The sequence below is a fragment of the Alcaligenes sp. Marseille-Q7550 genome, assembly GCF_965112015.1.
On record NZ_CBCOPU010000003.1, the window covers coordinates 252,219 to 267,208 of the forward strand.

The window sequence follows — 14,990 nt, forward strand, 5'->3', positions numbered from 1 at the left end:
CGAGCCGACAATCAAGGAGACATCATGGATACGATCGCATTCATCGGGCTGGGCCATATGGGCAAGCCGATGGCCTTGAACCTGATCAGGGCGGGACATGCCCTGCAGGTCTACGACGTGCTGGAGTCCAGCATGGCCGAATTGCGCCAGGCCGGCGCCCGCAGCTTCAGTTCCTCGGCGGAGTCGGTCAGGGGAGCGCGGGTCGTCTTCACCATGCTGCCGGCGGGCGAGCATGTGCGCCAGGTGTACGAGGGTCCGCACGGCCTGCTGCAGGCGGTGGAGCCGGGCACGCTGCTGGTCGATTGCAGCACCATCGAGGCCCAGGTCAGCCAGGACCTGGCGGCCCAGGCGGCCCAGCGGGGCCTGGCCATGCTGGATGCGCCCGTCTCGGGCGGCACCGCGGGGGCGGCGGCGGGGACGCTGACCTTCATCGTGGGGGGCGAAGCCCAGGCGCTGGAGCAGGCCCGGCCTTATCTGGAGATCATGGGCAAGGCTGTCTTCCATGCCGGCAAGGCCGGGGCGGGGCAGGTCGCCAAGATCTGCAACAACATGCTGCTGGGCATTCTGATGGCGGGCACGTCCGAGGCGCTGGCCCTGGGCGCGGCCCATGGCCTGGATACGCAGGTGCTGTCATCCATCATTGCGCGCAGCTCGGGGCGCAACTGGGCCACGGAGCTGTACAACCCCTGGCCGGGCGTCATGCCCGATGCGCCGGCCTCGCGCGAGTACGAGGGCGGCTTCGGCACGGCCTTGATGCTCAAGGACCTGGGCCTGGCCACGGATGCGGCCGTACGCCAGCACAGCGCCACGCCGCTGGGCGAGCTGGCGCGCAATCTGTATGCCCTGCATGCCGCGCAGGGCAATGAAAAGCTGGATTTCTCCAGCATTCTCAAGCTGTACCGGAATCGTTCCTGAGTTCGGGCAGCGGATAGGGCAGCGCCTGCAGATGCAGCGCCTGCCCGTCTGGCAGGCAATAGGCGTCCTGGTTCAGGTCGGCCAACTGCACTTCCAGCAGCACGTACAGGCGCGGCTGGTCTGCCCGCCAGGCCCGGTTGACGATGCGGGCGGCCGGCGCGTCGTCCTGGCCGGACAGCAGGACGTCGGCGCCTTCCGCGGCGGGCGGTTCCACCGCGAGCACCGGGGTGGCGGCCGCCCTCATGCGGCCCCTGAGCGGGCCCCGGGAATGACTGCGCGCCACCACCTCCTGCCCCGGATAGCAGCCCTTGCGGAAATTGATGGCGCCGATCAGGTCCAGGTTCAGGGTTTGCGGTATGAACAGATCCTGGGCGGCGGCGCCTACCCAAGGCAAGCCGGCCAGGATGTCCGCGCTTTCCCAGCGGCCCTGCGAGGCCTGGGCGTCCAGCGGGGCAGCGGCAATGCGCCACTGGCGCGTTGCGCCGTCCAGCAGGCCGGGCGCCTGGATCAGGGTGGCGCCGTCTTGCTGAATCACGTCCCAGTCGGCTCCGGCGCCGGCAGGGCCGCTGATGCCCTGCACGCGCAGTTCGCTCAGCGTGATGACGACCTGGCTGCGCAGCACGAACATGCGCAGGCGTTTGATCAGGCTCTCGGCCAGGTCGCGCCGCACCAGCGCCAGCACCGTGTCGGCCTGGGGGTGCCAGAGCAGCAAAGTGGCCAGGGTCCGGCCCTTGGCGGTGCAGTAGGCGGCCGGACAGGCGCGGCCTTCGGGCAGATGCTCCAGGTCGTTGGTGATCTGGGCGTGCAGGAAGGAGACGGCGTCGGCTCCCTGAAACTGGAGCACCGCCAGTTCAGGCAGATCAAAACACAGAGATGCAGGCGTTCCGGTCATGGTTGAACGAAAAGAAAGAGACAAACTCTAATGATACTGCCGTGCGCGCCGCCGGGCCGGGATACCCGCAGTCCGGTCAGGGGATGGGCGGCGGCCCGCCAAACCCTGTTACCACTTGCGCGATCCTGGTCTTGCGATATTGTCCGACGGAAGGGCCCATTCTGTTTACAATACGCCTCGCATGAACAAGACCTTGAAAATTCTCTCCATTCTGGCCGGACTGGCCGTGGCGGCGGCCGGTGCGGCCGCCGGCGGCGCCTGGTACTGGGCCAAGAAGCAGCCGGTGCCCATGGATGCCGAGCGCATCGATTACATCGTCGAGGCCGGCGCGGGCCCGCGCGCCATCGCGCGCAGCATGAAGCAGGCCGGCATCCATATCAACGAAGAGGCCTTCGTATGGATGGCGCGCCTGTCCGAGCTGGACAAATCCCTGCAGGCGGGAGCCTATGAGGCCGTGCGGGGCGATACGCCCTGGGTGGTGATGGAGCGCATGTCCAGCGGCAACATGCTGCAGACTCGCCTGACCATCCCGGAGGGCTGGACCTACAAGCGCATCCGGGAAGTGCTGGCCGCCAACGATAAGGTTCGCCAGACCCTGGCGGAAGTCAGCGACCAGGACCTGCTCAAGCGCCTGGGCGCCGAGCAGGAGCATCCGGAAGGCCTGTTCTACCCGGATACCTATGTCTTCGTGCCGGGCACCGCGGACGTGGATATCCTGAGGCGCGGTTTCCAGGCGCAGCAGGAGCTGCTGGAACAGCTCTGGGCCGACCGGGACGCGGACCTGCCCCTGAAGACGCCTTACGAGGCCCTGATCATGGCCTCCATCGTGGAACGCGAGACGGGCCACAGCCAGGACAGGGCGCGGGTGGCGGGCGTATTCATGAACCGCCTGCGGGCGGGCATGCCTTTGCAGACTGATCCGACCGTCATCTACGGCATGGGCGAGGCCTACACGGGCCGGATCCGCAAGCGCGACCTGACGACCGACACGCCCTGGAACACCTACACGCGCAATGGCTTGCCGCCCACGCCCATCGCCAGTCCCGGCAAGGCCTCGCTGCTGGCCACCCTGCATCCTGAAAAACACGATTTTTACTACTTCGTGTCGCGCGGCGACGGCACCAGCGAGTTTTCCACCAATCTGTCGGCCCACAATCGCGCCGTGGCCAAGTACATCCTGAATCGCTGAAGCGGACCCTGGGCTGCATCGGGCAAAGCCTGTCCGCGCCCGGCCAGGAAATTGACCCTTTTGATCGACTGATTTAATATCTAATCAAATAGTGTCGCAGGAGGTGCGTCATGGGCAAGTCCGAAACCCTTACCTTGCAGGGCGAAGTGCTGACCGTGCAGCCTTATCGGGAAGGCCGCGGTCGGGCCGGCGGCCGGGCGTTCGTGCTCGAAGTGAGCAACGAGGCGGCCTCGGGTACCTTGCTGGCCTCCCTGTCCCTGCTCGATCGGCTGTTGTCGGAAAAGATCACGGCCGTGCGTGAACGGTGCCTGGAAGAAATGATCGATTTCATGGCGGCGCGCATGGTGGTCCCCAGCCAGGCCGAGACAGAGATGGCGCAGCGGCTGGCCGTCCGGCATGCCCGTGTGCTCAATGAATTCGGCTATTTCACCGCCGAGCAATTGGCCGACATGAACCATTCCCGTTCCGGCAACCGTTCGGCCTTGGCGGACAATTGGCGCAAGCGCCGCCAGGTCTTCGCCGTGCCTCACCCGGACCGCTCGGCGCGTGAGCGCGATGTCTTTCCCGCATTCCAGTTCGACCACGGCAAGCCGATCAAGCTTGTCCAGACGGTGCTGGAGATTTTCGACGGCCGCAAGACGCCCTGGAAACTGGCCTTGTGGTTCACATCGAACAATGGCTGGCTGCCTGACAACGCTCGACCGGTCGATCTGCTGCAGGCCGATCCTCAGGCCGTCGCGCAGGCGGCGCGCCGGGAAGTCGAAGACGCCTAGCTTCGCTTGCCATGTCAGGCTTGTGCCGCGTCCCGCCCCAGGACCTGAACCCGCTGTTCGATGTGTGGCCGGCAGGGCGCGTGATCCATGTCCTTCACGATGCGGCCTATCCGCCGGAGAGCTTCAACCCGGGCGTGGACGGGCAGGGACGCTTGCGCAAGCCGACCCGCTTCGCACCCATACGCGATGGCGCCGGCCGGGTCGTGCCGTATCTTTACGGCGGTTCTTCCCTGGACTGCGCCATTTTCGAGACCGTATTCCACGACGTGCCGCTCGATGCGGCGGACAAGTTCGTCGACCTGAGCCTTCATGCGCACCGCGGGCATGGGCAGGTCCTGTCCCGGCGTGATCTCAAGCTCGTGGATCTGACCAGCGAAGGCCTGCATCGCCTGAAGGTTCCCAAAAGCGAACTGATCGCCAGTCCGGCGCGTGCCTACGAGTCGACGGCGCTGTGGGCGCAGGCCCTGCACCATCATTGTCCCGATGCGGACGGACTGTTGTGGATGTCCCGCCAGCGCGACCGGGACCATGCCTTGCTGCTGTTCGGCGACCGCCTTGCCGGCGTGTTGAGCGGCACGCGAATGGGCGGCGTCCTGGGGACGGATCCGGCCTTGCGCGACGCCGTGTTCACGGCCGGCTTGCGCGCGGGCATCGAGGTGGCTTGAGCCTGAGCGTCGGGGCGGAAACGGCCGTGTTCAAGTCAGCCCGCGGCGCTCGCAGAAGGCGCGCCACTGCGCGGCGACACGCCGGGCCAGGTGATCCAGTCCGGCGTCATTCAGAATCACATGGTCTTCCGGACGGCGGGCAATGCCCCATTCCGAGGAATGATCGCTGATGACGGGATTGCCGGGCCGTTCTATGTGCCAGATCTCGCCGCCGTGACGGCGGATGAAGTCGGCTTCGTTTTCGTAACGCACGTCCTTGATCAACAGGCAGCGGGCACGGCTCATGTCGGGCAGTTCATGGGTGGGCGGGGCCAGGGGGCGCTGGCGGCGGCGCCGTTCGAAGTCCGGATAAGCGGCCAAGGCCTGGGCGCGCAGATGCTGCGCGGCCTGCCGGGGGCTGATGCCCCAGAAGGGATCGATCTGATCGGCGCGCGCATCGCGCAGGGTTTCGGGGTCCATGCCGTACAAGGGGGCCAGGGCCAGTTCCCAGACGCTGCCGGTCCGGATCCTGGCAGGCTCGGCCGGGCCGAACTCCAGCAGGTGCCGGGCGCGGCGCAGCCAGTGGTCGGGATCCCGCGCGCGCATCCAGTCCGTGCCCATCAATTGGAAGCACTGGCGCGGCGAGCGCTCCCACAGGGCGATGGGCGTCTCCTTCAGGCTGTCGTCGGTCCAGGCTTCGGCCCGCGTCAGGCCGAATACGACTTCGCAGGCCATCTTGACCGGATCGGCCAGGGCATAGGCGGCCAGCAGCGGGCTCTGGGCCAGCAGCAGGCCGGCGACCGTGTCTTTGCCCGAACGCGCCCGGGCGGCCAGGCCTATCATCAAACTCACGTCATCATCCTTTGGGGTGGAGGCGGCATTTTAACCGTTCATATTACAATGCGATGAGGCCTGCCTTCCTGATCGGCCCAGAAGTCCGGATCGGAAGGCGGGATGTTTTTTGCAGTGCATTCCCGAGGCGACGACGTGTCCGATTGGCTGACTTTCCTTCCCTGGCAGACGAGCGCTGCGCAATCCTGGCTGGCCCGGCGGGAGCGCTTTGCCCACGCGTGGCTGATCCACGGCCTGCCCGGCACGGGCAAGACGCACTTTGCCCGCGCCGCCGCCGCCAGCCTGCTGTGCGAACAGCCGGTGCAGGGCCTGGCCTGCGGACAGTGCCAGGCCTGCCAGTGGGTGCGCGGCGGCAACCATCCCGATCTGCGCCTGTTGCGGCCCGAAGCCGTGGCGCTGGAGGAGGATGGCGCAACCGGTCAGGAGGGCGATGCGGCCTCCGAGGCCGCGGCGCGCAAGAATCCTTCGCGCGAGATCCGGGTGGAACAGTTGCGCCAGTTGCAGCACTGGTTCAATACCGCCACGCACCGCGGGGATGGCGGGTGGCCGTGCTGTATCCGGCCGACGCCCTGAACCTGATTTCCGCCAACGCCTTGCTGAAGGTGCTGGAAGAGCCGCCTGCGCATACCGTGTTCCTGCTGGTGGCCGATGCGCCGGACCGGCTCCTGCCCACCCTGGTATCCCGCTGCCGGCGCCTGCCGCTGCCGGCGCCCTCCGTCGGGCAGGCGCGCGACTGGCTGGTGCAGCAGGGAGTCGAGCAGGCGGACCAGTGGCTGCATGCCTGGGGCGGGGCGCCGCTCAAGGCCTTGCGCGCCAGCCAGAATATGGACGCCCCGTATCCGTCCTGGCTGACGGCCTGGCTGGACGGCGTTCTGCAGGCAGGCGGGCAGGCGGATCTGTCCCTGGCCGATGAGCTGGAGAAACTTCCTCCCCAGGATTGGATCGAACATTGGCAGCGCCTGTTCATCGATCTGCAACTGGGCGGATTCGGCCAGCAGGCGCGTTACTATCCGTCCCTGCAGGGGCGCATCGATGAGCTGGCCGCCCAGGCCGGCCCGGCGGCGGTGGCGGAAACCTTGAAGTGGCTGGGTCAGCAAAAGGCCTTGGGCAACCATCCGCTGAACGCCAGGCTTTATATCCATCATGCGCTGGACAGGCTGCATCAGGCCTGCCGGCGCGCTTGAACATCGTATTCAAATCATGTTTGTCGATTCGCATTGTCATATCAACTTTCCTGAACTGGCCCAGAACCTGGACGAGATCCTGGCCAAGATGCGCCGGAACCAGGTGGGCCACGCGCTGGTGGTCAGCGTGAACATGGACGACTGGCCGGGCCTGATGGACCTGGTCCGACCGCATCCCCATCTGTTCGCGTCCGTGGGCGTGCATCCGGATTACGAGGACGTGGTCGAACCTACCGTGCAGGATCTGCTGGACCGAGCCGCCGATCCCAAGGTCGTGGCCATAGGCGAGACCGGCCTGGATTACTATCGCCTGCAGGAGCCGCTGGACTGGCAGCGCGCGCGCTTTCGCACGCACATTCGCGCCAGCCGGGAATCGGGCCTGCCGCTTATCATCCATACGCGCTCGGCCAGTCAGGACACGCTGGCCATCATGGCCGAAGAAGACGCCGCCCGGGCAGGCGGCGTCATGCACTGCTTCACCGAAAGCTGGGAAGTCGCTCAGGCCGCCATGGCCATGAATTTCTATATCTCGTTTTCCGGCATCGTCACGTTCAAGAGCGCCGCGGAGCTGCAGGACGTGGCCCGCAAGGTGCCGCTGGATCGATTGCTGATCGAGACCGACTCCCCGTATCTGGCGCCGGTGCCGTACCGGGGCAAGATGAACGACCCGTCGCTGGTGGTTCACGTGGCGGAAAAGATAGCCGAGCTCAAAGGAATTTCCGCCAAGGAGGTCGAAGAGGCCAGCACGGAAAATTTCTTCAATCTTTTCAAGAAAGTATTGGCCTGAGTTAAAGTTGATTCTGATATTTTTCCAGGGCTGATGCCAAATGTTTGAGTTACGGCTTCAAGTTAAAGCAAAATTTCAATTAAAGGTTTTAACTACATGATTATAAAGAAAAAAATCTTTTGTGTTTCTGTGCTGTCCCTGTCCCTGGCGTGTACGGCGGTCTGGCCGCTTGCCGGCCAGGCCCAGCAGCAGGACCAGGAGAGCCGCAACTGGTATCTGGCCCTGGAAAACGACAGGTCGAACATCACGCAGCAGGAACTGGCTCGGGGGGCCGATCCGAACGCACGCGACGCGCAGGGCAATCCGTCGCTGATGCTGGCGATCCGCAACCAGGCCTGGAAGGTGGTCGATACCTTGCTGGCGAACCGACGCACGGACGTCAACATCGAGAATGCCAGCCGCGAGACCCCCATGATGTACCTGGCCCTGATGGGGCAGACGCAGCGTCTGAAGGATCTGCAGGCCAGGGGCGGGCAGATCAATCGGGTGGGCTGGAGCCCTCTGCATTACGCGGCATCCAAGGGGCGGGTGGACACGGTGCGCTACCTGTTGTCGCAGAAGGCCATCGTGAACGCGCCCGCGCCGGACGGCACTAGCCCCCTGATGATGGCGGCGCTGTCGGGCAGCCGGCCGGTGGTGGATATGCTGTTGCAGGCCGGCGCGGATCCGCTCATGCAGAATGCTCAAGGGCTCAGCGCGGCGTCGTGGGCACGTTCCGCCAACCATGATCAGTTGGCGGACTACCTGGAGCAGCTGGCCGCGGCGCGTTCGGCCAAGGCGGGCGGACCGGTATCGGCGTCGGACGTGCAGACGTTCGGCGTGCCCGAGTCGGCGGCGCCGCAGGATCCGGACCATGTTCATACGCTGATTCTGGAAAACGACAAGGAGCTCGAACCCGCCCCGGCGCCCAAGCCCGCCGTGAAGGGCGGCAATAGCGGCTACTTCGATCTGGAGCGTTTCGACCGCCCGGCCGAGCCTTGAAGGGCGTGTTCCTGGCAATAAAAAACCGGCTCAAGAGGCCGGTTTTTTTGATGAAGTCGCATCGTCAGCGGGGATTGGTGGGCGTCACATCCAAACTGGAGACGCTGCCGCGCAGGGTGGCCGGAAGGCAGGCGATATCAGCTATCTGTTCTCCATTCCGATGCACCATCACGCCGCCGAAGGTTTCGGGATGGTCCACTTCTTTTTCCGTCATGGGTTTCTGGCTTCCCTGATAGACCTCGTAGGTGATGTCTTTGTTGGGAAACTCCACGGTGTCCGTCATGTAGCGGCCGAAGCCGTCCCAGACAAAGCCCTTCAAGTCCTTGCGGGCGGCGCTGAGCGCCATTTCGGGCCGGGCTCCCGGCTTGCCGAATGTGTAGTAGGCGGTGTCCGGGTCGGCGCAGATCCGGATCTCCTTCTTGTTCTTGGTGGCGCAGTAAAAGATTTCCTGACCGATCTCGCAGGCGAAAGTGCTGGATAGAGGCGCGGAGGCCGCGAAGGCCGACAGCAGCAGTGTCATCGTGTGTTTCATGGGAATGCGTTCCAGAAGCAGGGCGGGGCGCTCGGTTCAGCTTGCCGGCAGATAGTCCGGGCGCAGAATGCCGCGCAGTTGCGCATAGGGGAGCAGCAATTCGGGCTGGCCCAGGGAATAGGGCGCGATCTCGTAGGCGTTGTACTTGACGACCACGCCCTTGTCGGTCAGCGCCGCATTGCCGGCCGGCTGGAAGGGCCACATGCGGGCCCAGCCCTGCGGGTCCTGCTGCGCATCGGGCAGGGTCTGCACCCAGGCCGCATGCGCCTGTCGGACCAATTCCTGGAATTGCCCCTGGCGGCCCGGCACCAGCAGGCGGTCCAGCGGCAGCGCCATCTGCAGGCGGTTGTCCCAATTCAGGAACTGGCTGGCGGCGATGCCATGGGCGGCGCCGGTCATGTACAGCCAGGAGCCCAGCTCCACGACCGTCAGGTCGCGATTGCGGTAGCGGGTGCGCGCCGTCAGCTGCACCTTGTCCTTGCCGTTGGCGGTGGCCCAGTAGTAGTTCTCGAATTCTTTCAAGCTGCGGTAGCCGGGCTCGCGCTCGCCAAGAATGGTCATCTGGGCCAGGCTCCGGTCCACCAGCGCGGTCAGGGCCTGGTTGCCGGGGAAGATCAGGGATTTCACGTCCAGGCTGGGGCATTCGCCCGTGCAGCCCGGCTTGACGTGCTGGTAGTTCAGCGGCTGTGTGAAGACGCCGTCCTTCTGGGTCTGGTCCTCTGTCTGCGCAGGGATCAGAGAGATATCCGACCTGGGGGCGCTGGAACAGGCGGACAGCGCCAGCACGGCCAGGGGCAGCAGCAGAAAGCGGGAAGGGCGATTCAGGGTCATGGGCGCTCCGGCTTACTTGATGGTCTTGGCGTCCTGGCCGAACAGGATCTTGCGTGCCTGTTCATCGTGGGCGGCGGTGCTTGGATTGATGCTGTCCACCAGCGCGTAGGCGCGTTGCGTGGCCGGGCGGGCGGCAATGCGTTCGAACCAGCGCTTCAGGTGCGGGAAGTCGTTCAGGTCCTGGCGCTGGCGCTCGTGGGGCACGATCCAGGGGTAGCAGGCCATGTCGGCGATGGAATAGTCGTCCGCGATGTAGTCGCGATCCGCCAGCTGCTTGTTCAACACGCCGTACAGGCGGCCGGTCTCGCGCACGTAGCGGTCGATGGCGTAGGGGATGGGCTCGGGGGCGTAGACGCTGAAGTGGTGGTTCTGGCCGGCCATGGGGCCCAGGCCGGCCATCTGCCAGTAGAGCCATTGCAAGGTTTCCGTGCGCCGGCGCAGGTCCTGGGACAGGAACCGGCCTGTCTTCTCGGCCAGGTACTGCAGGATGGCGCCGGACTCGAAAATGGAGATGGGCGCGCCGCCGTCCTGGGGCGACTGGTCCACGATGGCCGGGATGCGGTTGTTGGGCGCGATGCGCAGGAATTCAGGCTGGAACTGATCGCCTTTGCCGATATTGATGGGGTGCACGGTATAGGGCAGGCCGGTTTCTTCCAGAAACAGGGTGATCTTGTGTCCGTTGGGCGTGGTCCAGTAATACAGGTCTATCATGCGGTGTCCTTTGGCGTTGGATAGCCCCTGGCGGAGCCGTTGGCGCGTCGGCGGGCGCTCGGCTACTATAGCCTGCCCGAACATGCTTTACAGGAGGTCAGGTACTGACATGAGCAAAATCTATCATAATCCCCGCTGCAGCACGTCCCGCAATGCCCTGGCGCTGATGCAGGAAAAAGGGCTGGAGCCCGAAGTCATCGAGTACCTGAAGACGCCGCTGTCGCGCGGCGAGCTCAAGTCCCTGATCGCCGCCGCCGGCCTGCAGGTGCGCCAGGCCATGCGCGCCAAGGAAGCGGTGTATGCCGAATTGGGGCTGGATGATCCCGCCCTGACTGAGGAGGACCTGCTGGCCGCCATCGAGGCCAATCCGGTGCTGCTGAACCGCCCCTTCGTGGTGACGGAAAAAGGGACGCGCCTGGCGCGTCCCCTGGAGGCCTTGAACGACATACTGTGATGCCGGAGCCCCGCCGTCCGGCGGGGGCGTATCCAGGCTTACTGCTGGATGGCTTCCAGCGCGATGCTGATGGTGACCTCGTCGCCCACGTAGGGGACATTGGCGCCCATGTTGAACTCGGAACGCTTGACTTGCGTCTGGGCGTCGGCGCCCAGGGCGGGCTTGCCCAGCATGGGGTGCTTGGGCATGGTCAGGAAGGAGTCGATGGTCAGGGTGACGGGCTTGGTGACGCCCTTGATGGTCAGTTCGCCCTTGGCGGCCACGGGCTTGTCGCCTTCGAAGACAATGTCGGAGGACTTGAAGGTGGCCGTGGGGAACTGGGCGGTGTCGAAATGGTCCTTGCCCTGGATGTGTTCGTTGAACAGGGGAAAGCCCGTGTCCACGGAGCGCGTGTCCACCGTCATGTCGATCTTGCCCGTCTTGGCTTCCTGGTCCAGCACCACCGTGCCCTGGATGGCGTCGAAGCGATGCAGTTGCGTGCTCAGGCCCAGGTGCTTGTAGGCAAAGCGCACGAACGTATGGCTGGGCTCGACCTGGTAGGTCACGGGAGCGGCCTGGACGGCGAAGCTTGCGGCCAGCGTGGCGGACAGAACGATGAGCGGCTTGAACATGGTGTGTTTCCTTTGAAGCAATGATGGGCTCGGTCGGCCCGGAAGAATGCCGGAAGGCGCTTTAGCGCGTGGTCATCCGGAAATTGACGGTGATTTCATTGGCGACGACGTCATAGCTGGACCAGGACCCTTCGCCGATGGCGAAGTCGCCCCGCTTGATCTCGAAGCTGCCGGTGAAGACGGCGCTGTCGCCCTGCGGCTGCAGCGTGGCGCGGATCTGGACGGGCTGTTCGCGGCCCTTGATCTGCAATATGCCTGCGACTTCGTATTGCTGCGGGCCTACCTCGCGTATCGCGCTGGAGGTGAACACTGCCTGCGGATGGGCGTCTATGTCGAACCAGCGCACGTCCTGCAGTTCGTCGTCGGCTTCGGGCGAGCCCGTATCCACGCTGTCCAGCGCGACCTTGAGCACGACCTTGGATTGATCCAGCGCAGCGGGATCGAAGTTCAGTTCGCCGTCGAAGCGATTGAACTGGCCATCGAGCTTGACGCCCATCTGGGAGTACTCAAAGGCAATCTGGCTGTTGGCGGCATCCAGGGTCTGGTAGGCGGCGGCATTGGCGTTCAGGCTGGCCGACAGGCCCAGGGTTCCGGCCAGCACGGCGGCGAGCAGGGTTTTGGTCATGCTTTTTCCTTGGTAGAGACGAAAGTGATGCGGCGCAGCAAGCCGTCGCGATCGATGAATTGATGCTTGAGCGCAGCCAGGATGTGGAGGACGACCAGCGCGATCAGCACATAGTTCAGGATGATGTGGACCTGCACCAGGGCTTCGCCCAGCGGTTTGTTCTTGGCTACCAGGTCGGGCAGAGGCAGCACGCCGAACCAGACTGTCTGGAATCCTTTGGCCGAGCTCATCAGCCAGCCGCTCAGGGGGATGGCGACCATCACCGCATACAGGGCGGCATGGCCGGCATGCGCCAGGCCGCGCGTCAGCGCGGACATGGAGGCGGGCAGGGCGGGGGGGGGGTTGAGCGGGCGCCGCGCCGGCCGGGAGATGACCAGGGCCAGCGGGGTGATGCCTATCCATTTGTGCCAGGAATAGACTTGCAGCTTCAGGGGCGAGAGGGGCAGGGTCTTCATGGTGTAGCCCAGGGTCACCATGCCGATCAGGGCCAGGGCCATCAGCCAGTGCAGCAGGCGTGCGACGACGGTGTAGGAAGCCGTGTCGGGGCGAGAGGAAATGCTCATTGATAATGCCTTTCATTTACGCAGCCAGAGAACTTTAACCTGTTTGTAAGCATCGACAAAGACCCCATGGTGCAACGCACTATTGCAGCGATGAAGGTAATCCTGGAGCGAGTGGACACAAGTGCGTACAGGACGCCAATGCGGGGGCGGCTACACTAAGAGCTTGAACAGCTTGCAAGCTTTGCTTGAGGTATTGAAGGATGCGAGTATGAAAAAAGCGGGAATGGCGCTGGTGATGGCGGTACTGCTGGCGGCCTGCCAGGATCCCAGGCAGGCCAATAAGGCCAATTTCGGCGCGGCGATCCAGTCCTACCTGGATACGCGGGACGGCCTGTGCGTGGGAGTGCCGGGCCGCCAGTATCCCTATCAGGCCGAACACGATTCCGAACTGGCCGTGCAGGACAGGCAGCGCCTGGCGGCTTTGGCCGAAGCGGGATTGTTGCGCGAGGTGGGCACGGTTGCCGCGCCGCGTTACGAGCTCGGCAGCGCGGGCGAGCCGTACCTGGTTCGAGGCGATGCGCAACGCCAGGGCCTGCATGACGCCTTTTGTACGGGGCGTCTGGTGCTGGACAGCGTGACTTCCTTCACGGAGCCTGCCGAGGCCGGCGGCCTGAAGGTGAGCCGGGTGAACTATGTCTACCATCTGCAGGACGCCGCCGCCTGGCTGCAGTGGTCCTCAGTGCAGAAAACCTATCCCGAACTGGCGCCTTTCATGGCGCCTGCCGTGCAGGGGCAAGCCTTGCTGATTCTGACCAGCAAAGGGTGGGTGCATCAGAATCAGTTCAGGTAGAGCAGGATTCTGCAGGCGTATGGTCGGGGAGGGGAGCCAGATTGGCCAGGGGGACCCAGCCGCTGGCGCCATCCAGGGGGCGGCGGCACCAGCACCAGGCATTCAGTGTGCGTTCGCCCAGCACTTGGCCGCCGGGGTCTACATTCATTTCCCGCGCGCTGTAGTCTTCCAAAGCCCGGCCAGCGTCGCCCGGCAGGCGCTCGATGATCTGTTCGGGCACCCAGCCGCCCGGATGGCGCGACGTGGAGCAGAAAATCCAGTTGTCCCAGCCTTCCGGGCCTTCGTAGCGTTCTCCCACCGTCAATGCTTCGTATTGGAACAGTTCGAGCGGGTCAGGGTATTCGGATCGGTGAGGAGCAATGACAAGGTAGCGCATGATGGAGGGTTGTGGGTAATGGACAATATGGACAATAAGTTTTTGAGCGCGCTTTCGGGCTAGACCCGATACAGCAAGGGCCGGACCGTATCTGGCATAGCTTGAAAGCTGGTTCGTATACAATAAAATGCAATTAACGGAAAAAACATCACCACCATGAAAAGAAAGTCTACACGAGCAGAAGGGCAATTCGACCTGCCGATTCTGGGCTCGCAAGCCTGCGATATTCCGGCAGAGGCGTTGTTCGATACCTGGCTGCAGCATCAACGGCCGCCCATGCGGCCTGGGACGCAACGCGTCTATCGGACATTGTGGCGGCGGTTTGTCCAGGCACTGCAACTGCATAAAAAGCATTATGCGCAGGTCGGCCCGTCCGACATTCGTGACTTTCTGAGCGGACTGGATGAAGTGCGGCGGCCGCAGCGGGAGCGCTACCAGCAAGTGATTGCGCGGGCCTACGAGGAGCTGTGCCGCCAGGCCGGACGCACCGAGAATCCAGCGATAGGTCCGGCCATCAACGACCCTTTGAGACAGGACTGGCGTCAGGCTCCGGACAATCAGGCGACCCGTTTCCTGTCCATGGCGCAACGGGACGACATGGTTCGCGCCCTGCAGAATCGTCTGCGCGTATTGACGCTGGCCAGCGACATGACCGCTGCCGCCCGCTGGCGGGAATTCCGCGACATGACGATCGTGGCCGTGATGTTGGGCACGGGCTTGCGTCCGGTGGAGCTGGAAGTGCTGCCGCCTGCAGCCGTCGGCGCTGCGGCAGCGCGTCCTGGCCAGGGTCTCGAGGAGGATGAGGACGCGCTGGAGACGCTGTGGCGGGACGGAAAGCTTCTGCTGAGCATTCCCGGCTCCGCGCGCCGCGAAGTGGCCGTTCCGATATGGTGCGAAGACATTGTCCGCGCGTGGCTGGATCATAGCGGTCTGGCGGATGGGCGAACAGGAAGCAGTCGATTGTTCCCGGGCAGTCGCAGGATCAGCGCTGCGCGGCCGCAATCGCAGATGAATCCGGCTACTCTGGCGCGTATCGTCGCCAAATGGGGGTTGACGCACATGGACCTGATCATGACGCCGCAGCGATTGCGCAATACATTTGGCGCCGGCCTGATCGAACGCGGATATTCCTTGCCGGAAATCGAACAGATCATGGGTTATGCACCCGGCGCCGCCAGCGCCTGGCGCCTGCAGGCGGCATGGCTGGCCTGGCTGGAGGCGCAGAAACCGACGCCGGCCGTTGTCCTGAATCCATCGGCGAGCTGACGGCTTATGGCTTC

18 protein-coding genes and 1 pseudogene are annotated in these 14,990 nt (G+C 64.4%); 10 read left to right on the forward strand and 9 right to left on the reverse strand.

Annotated elements, in window-relative coordinates:
- The first annotated feature begins 24 nt into the window (after window positions 1-24).
- Window positions 25-915: a 3-hydroxyisobutyrate dehydrogenase gene (mmsB, locus tag ACWPWO_RS17670; RefSeq protein WP_454007698.1), complete on the forward strand. Its 891-nt coding sequence runs from the start codon at window positions 25-27 to the stop codon at window positions 913-915.
- Here mmsB and ygfZ read toward each other — a convergent pair.
- Window positions 890-1,807 (reverse strand): CAF17-like 4Fe-4S cluster assembly/insertion protein YgfZ, encoded by a 918-nt coding sequence (gene ygfZ, locus ACWPWO_RS17675; protein ID WP_454007699.1) that lies wholly within the window; start codon window positions 1,805-1,807, stop codon window positions 890-892. The two genes, mmsB and ygfZ, sit on opposite strands and share 26 nt — an antisense overlap.
- A gap of 181 nt (window positions 1,808-1,988) precedes the next feature.
- Here ygfZ and mltG point away from each other — a divergent pair, with 181 nt between their 5' ends.
- The 3 genes from mltG to ACWPWO_RS17690 all read left to right on the forward strand — a co-directional run bounded on the left by mltG (window position 1,989) and on the right by ACWPWO_RS17690 (window position 4,434).
- Window positions 1,989-2,996 (forward strand): endolytic transglycosylase MltG, encoded by a 1,008-nt coding sequence (mltG, locus tag ACWPWO_RS17680; protein WP_454007700.1) that lies wholly within the window; start codon window positions 1,989-1,991, stop codon window positions 2,994-2,996.
- 110 nt (window positions 2,997-3,106) lie between these two features.
- Window positions 3,107-3,769 (forward strand): hypothetical protein, encoded by a 663-nt coding sequence (locus ACWPWO_RS17685; RefSeq protein WP_454007701.1) that lies wholly within the window; start codon window positions 3,107-3,109, stop codon window positions 3,767-3,769.
- Between the two features lie 11 nt (window positions 3,770-3,780).
- On the forward strand, window positions 3,781-4,434 hold the full coding sequence (locus tag ACWPWO_RS17690; RefSeq protein WP_454007702.1) for an RES family NAD+ phosphorylase: 654 nt from the start codon (window positions 3,781-3,783) through the stop codon (window positions 4,432-4,434).
- Window positions 4,435-4,464: 30 nt separating this feature from the next.
- Here ACWPWO_RS17690 and ACWPWO_RS17695 read toward each other — a convergent pair whose 3' ends face one another.
- Window positions 4,465-5,256 (reverse strand): deoxynucleotide monophosphate kinase family protein, encoded by a 792-nt coding sequence (locus ACWPWO_RS17695; RefSeq protein WP_454007819.1) that lies wholly within the window; start codon window positions 5,254-5,256, stop codon window positions 4,465-4,467.
- A gap of 111 nt (window positions 5,257-5,367) precedes the next feature.
- Here ACWPWO_RS17695 and holB point away from each other — a divergent pair.
- From holB to ACWPWO_RS17710, 3 genes and pseudogenes are all read left to right on the forward strand, one after another.
- Window positions 5,368-6,449 (forward strand): annotated as a pseudogene (gene holB, locus ACWPWO_RS17700) (DNA polymerase III subunit delta').
- Between the two features lie 16 nt (window positions 6,450-6,465).
- Window positions 6,466-7,236, forward strand: a complete 771-nt coding sequence (locus ACWPWO_RS17705; RefSeq protein WP_454007703.1) for a TatD family hydrolase — start codon at window positions 6,466-6,468, stop codon at window positions 7,234-7,236.
- Window positions 7,237-7,365: 129 nt separating this feature from the next.
- Window positions 7,366-8,217, forward strand: a complete 852-nt coding sequence (locus ACWPWO_RS17710; RefSeq protein WP_454007704.1) for an ankyrin repeat domain-containing protein — start codon at window positions 7,366-7,368, stop codon at window positions 8,215-8,217.
- Window positions 8,218-8,281: 64 nt separating this feature from the next.
- Here the strand turns inward: ACWPWO_RS17710 and ACWPWO_RS17715 are convergent, their stop codons facing one another.
- From ACWPWO_RS17715 to ACWPWO_RS17725, 3 genes are read right to left on the reverse strand one after another with little or no spacing between them, the layout of a single operon-like run.
- Window positions 8,282-8,749, reverse strand: a complete 468-nt coding sequence (locus tag ACWPWO_RS17715) for a hypothetical protein (protein WP_454007705.1) — start codon at window positions 8,747-8,749, stop codon at window positions 8,282-8,284.
- 36 nt (window positions 8,750-8,785) lie between these two features.
- Complete coding sequence (locus ACWPWO_RS17720; protein WP_454007706.1) at window positions 8,786-9,580, reverse strand: RsiV family protein; 795 nt, start codon at window positions 9,578-9,580, stop codon at window positions 8,786-8,788.
- Between the two features lie 12 nt (window positions 9,581-9,592).
- Complete coding sequence (locus tag ACWPWO_RS17725) at window positions 9,593-10,291, reverse strand: glutathione binding-like protein (protein WP_454007707.1); 699 nt, start codon at window positions 10,289-10,291, stop codon at window positions 9,593-9,595.
- A 109-nt stretch (window positions 10,292-10,400) separates the two neighbouring features.
- Between ACWPWO_RS17725 and arsC the strand changes: the two genes are divergently transcribed.
- Window positions 10,401-10,745, forward strand: coding sequence for an arsenate reductase (glutaredoxin) (gene arsC / locus ACWPWO_RS17730; protein WP_454007708.1), 345 nt, complete (start codon window positions 10,401-10,403; stop codon window positions 10,743-10,745).
- A gap of 38 nt (window positions 10,746-10,783) precedes the next feature.
- On the opposite strand, the gene ACWPWO_RS17735 is transcribed toward arsC, so the two are convergent.
- The 3 genes from ACWPWO_RS17735 to ACWPWO_RS17745 form a co-directional block, all read right to left on the reverse strand.
- Window positions 10,784-11,356: a YceI family protein gene (locus ACWPWO_RS17735; RefSeq protein WP_394059821.1), complete on the reverse strand. Its 573-nt coding sequence runs from the start codon at window positions 11,354-11,356 to the stop codon at window positions 10,784-10,786.
- Between the two features lie 61 nt (window positions 11,357-11,417).
- A complete protein-coding gene (locus ACWPWO_RS17740) occupies window positions 11,418-11,981 on the reverse strand; it encodes a YceI family protein (RefSeq protein WP_454007709.1) in 564 nt (187 codons plus the stop codon).
- The gene (locus ACWPWO_RS17745) at window positions 11,978-12,544 is read right to left on the reverse strand and encodes a cytochrome b (RefSeq protein WP_454007710.1); all 567 of its coding nucleotides are present in this window, start codon (window positions 12,542-12,544) and stop codon (window positions 11,978-11,980) included. The genes ACWPWO_RS17740 and ACWPWO_RS17745 overlap by 4 nt, the downstream gene beginning before the upstream one ends.
- A 208-nt stretch (window positions 12,545-12,752) precedes the next feature.
- Here ACWPWO_RS17745 and ACWPWO_RS17750 point away from each other — a divergent pair, with 208 nt between their 5' ends.
- Window positions 12,753-13,334, forward strand: coding sequence for a hypothetical protein (locus tag ACWPWO_RS17750; RefSeq protein WP_454007711.1), 582 nt, complete (start codon window positions 12,753-12,755; stop codon window positions 13,332-13,334).
- On the opposite strand, the gene ACWPWO_RS17755 is transcribed toward ACWPWO_RS17750, so the two are convergent.
- Complete coding sequence (locus ACWPWO_RS17755) at window positions 13,327-13,710, reverse strand: hypothetical protein (RefSeq protein WP_454007712.1); 384 nt, start codon at window positions 13,708-13,710, stop codon at window positions 13,327-13,329. The two genes, ACWPWO_RS17750 and ACWPWO_RS17755, sit on opposite strands and share 8 nt — an antisense overlap.
- 156 nt (window positions 13,711-13,866) lie before the next feature.
- On the opposite strand from ACWPWO_RS17755, the gene ACWPWO_RS17760 reads away from it, so the two are divergent.
- Window positions 13,867-14,976 carry a site-specific integrase gene (locus tag ACWPWO_RS17760; RefSeq protein ID WP_454007713.1) on the forward strand — a complete coding sequence of 370 codons (1,110 nt, stop codon included), beginning with the start codon at window positions 13,867-13,869 and terminating at the stop codon, window positions 14,974-14,976.
- Window positions 14,977-14,990 lie beyond the last annotated feature (14 nt).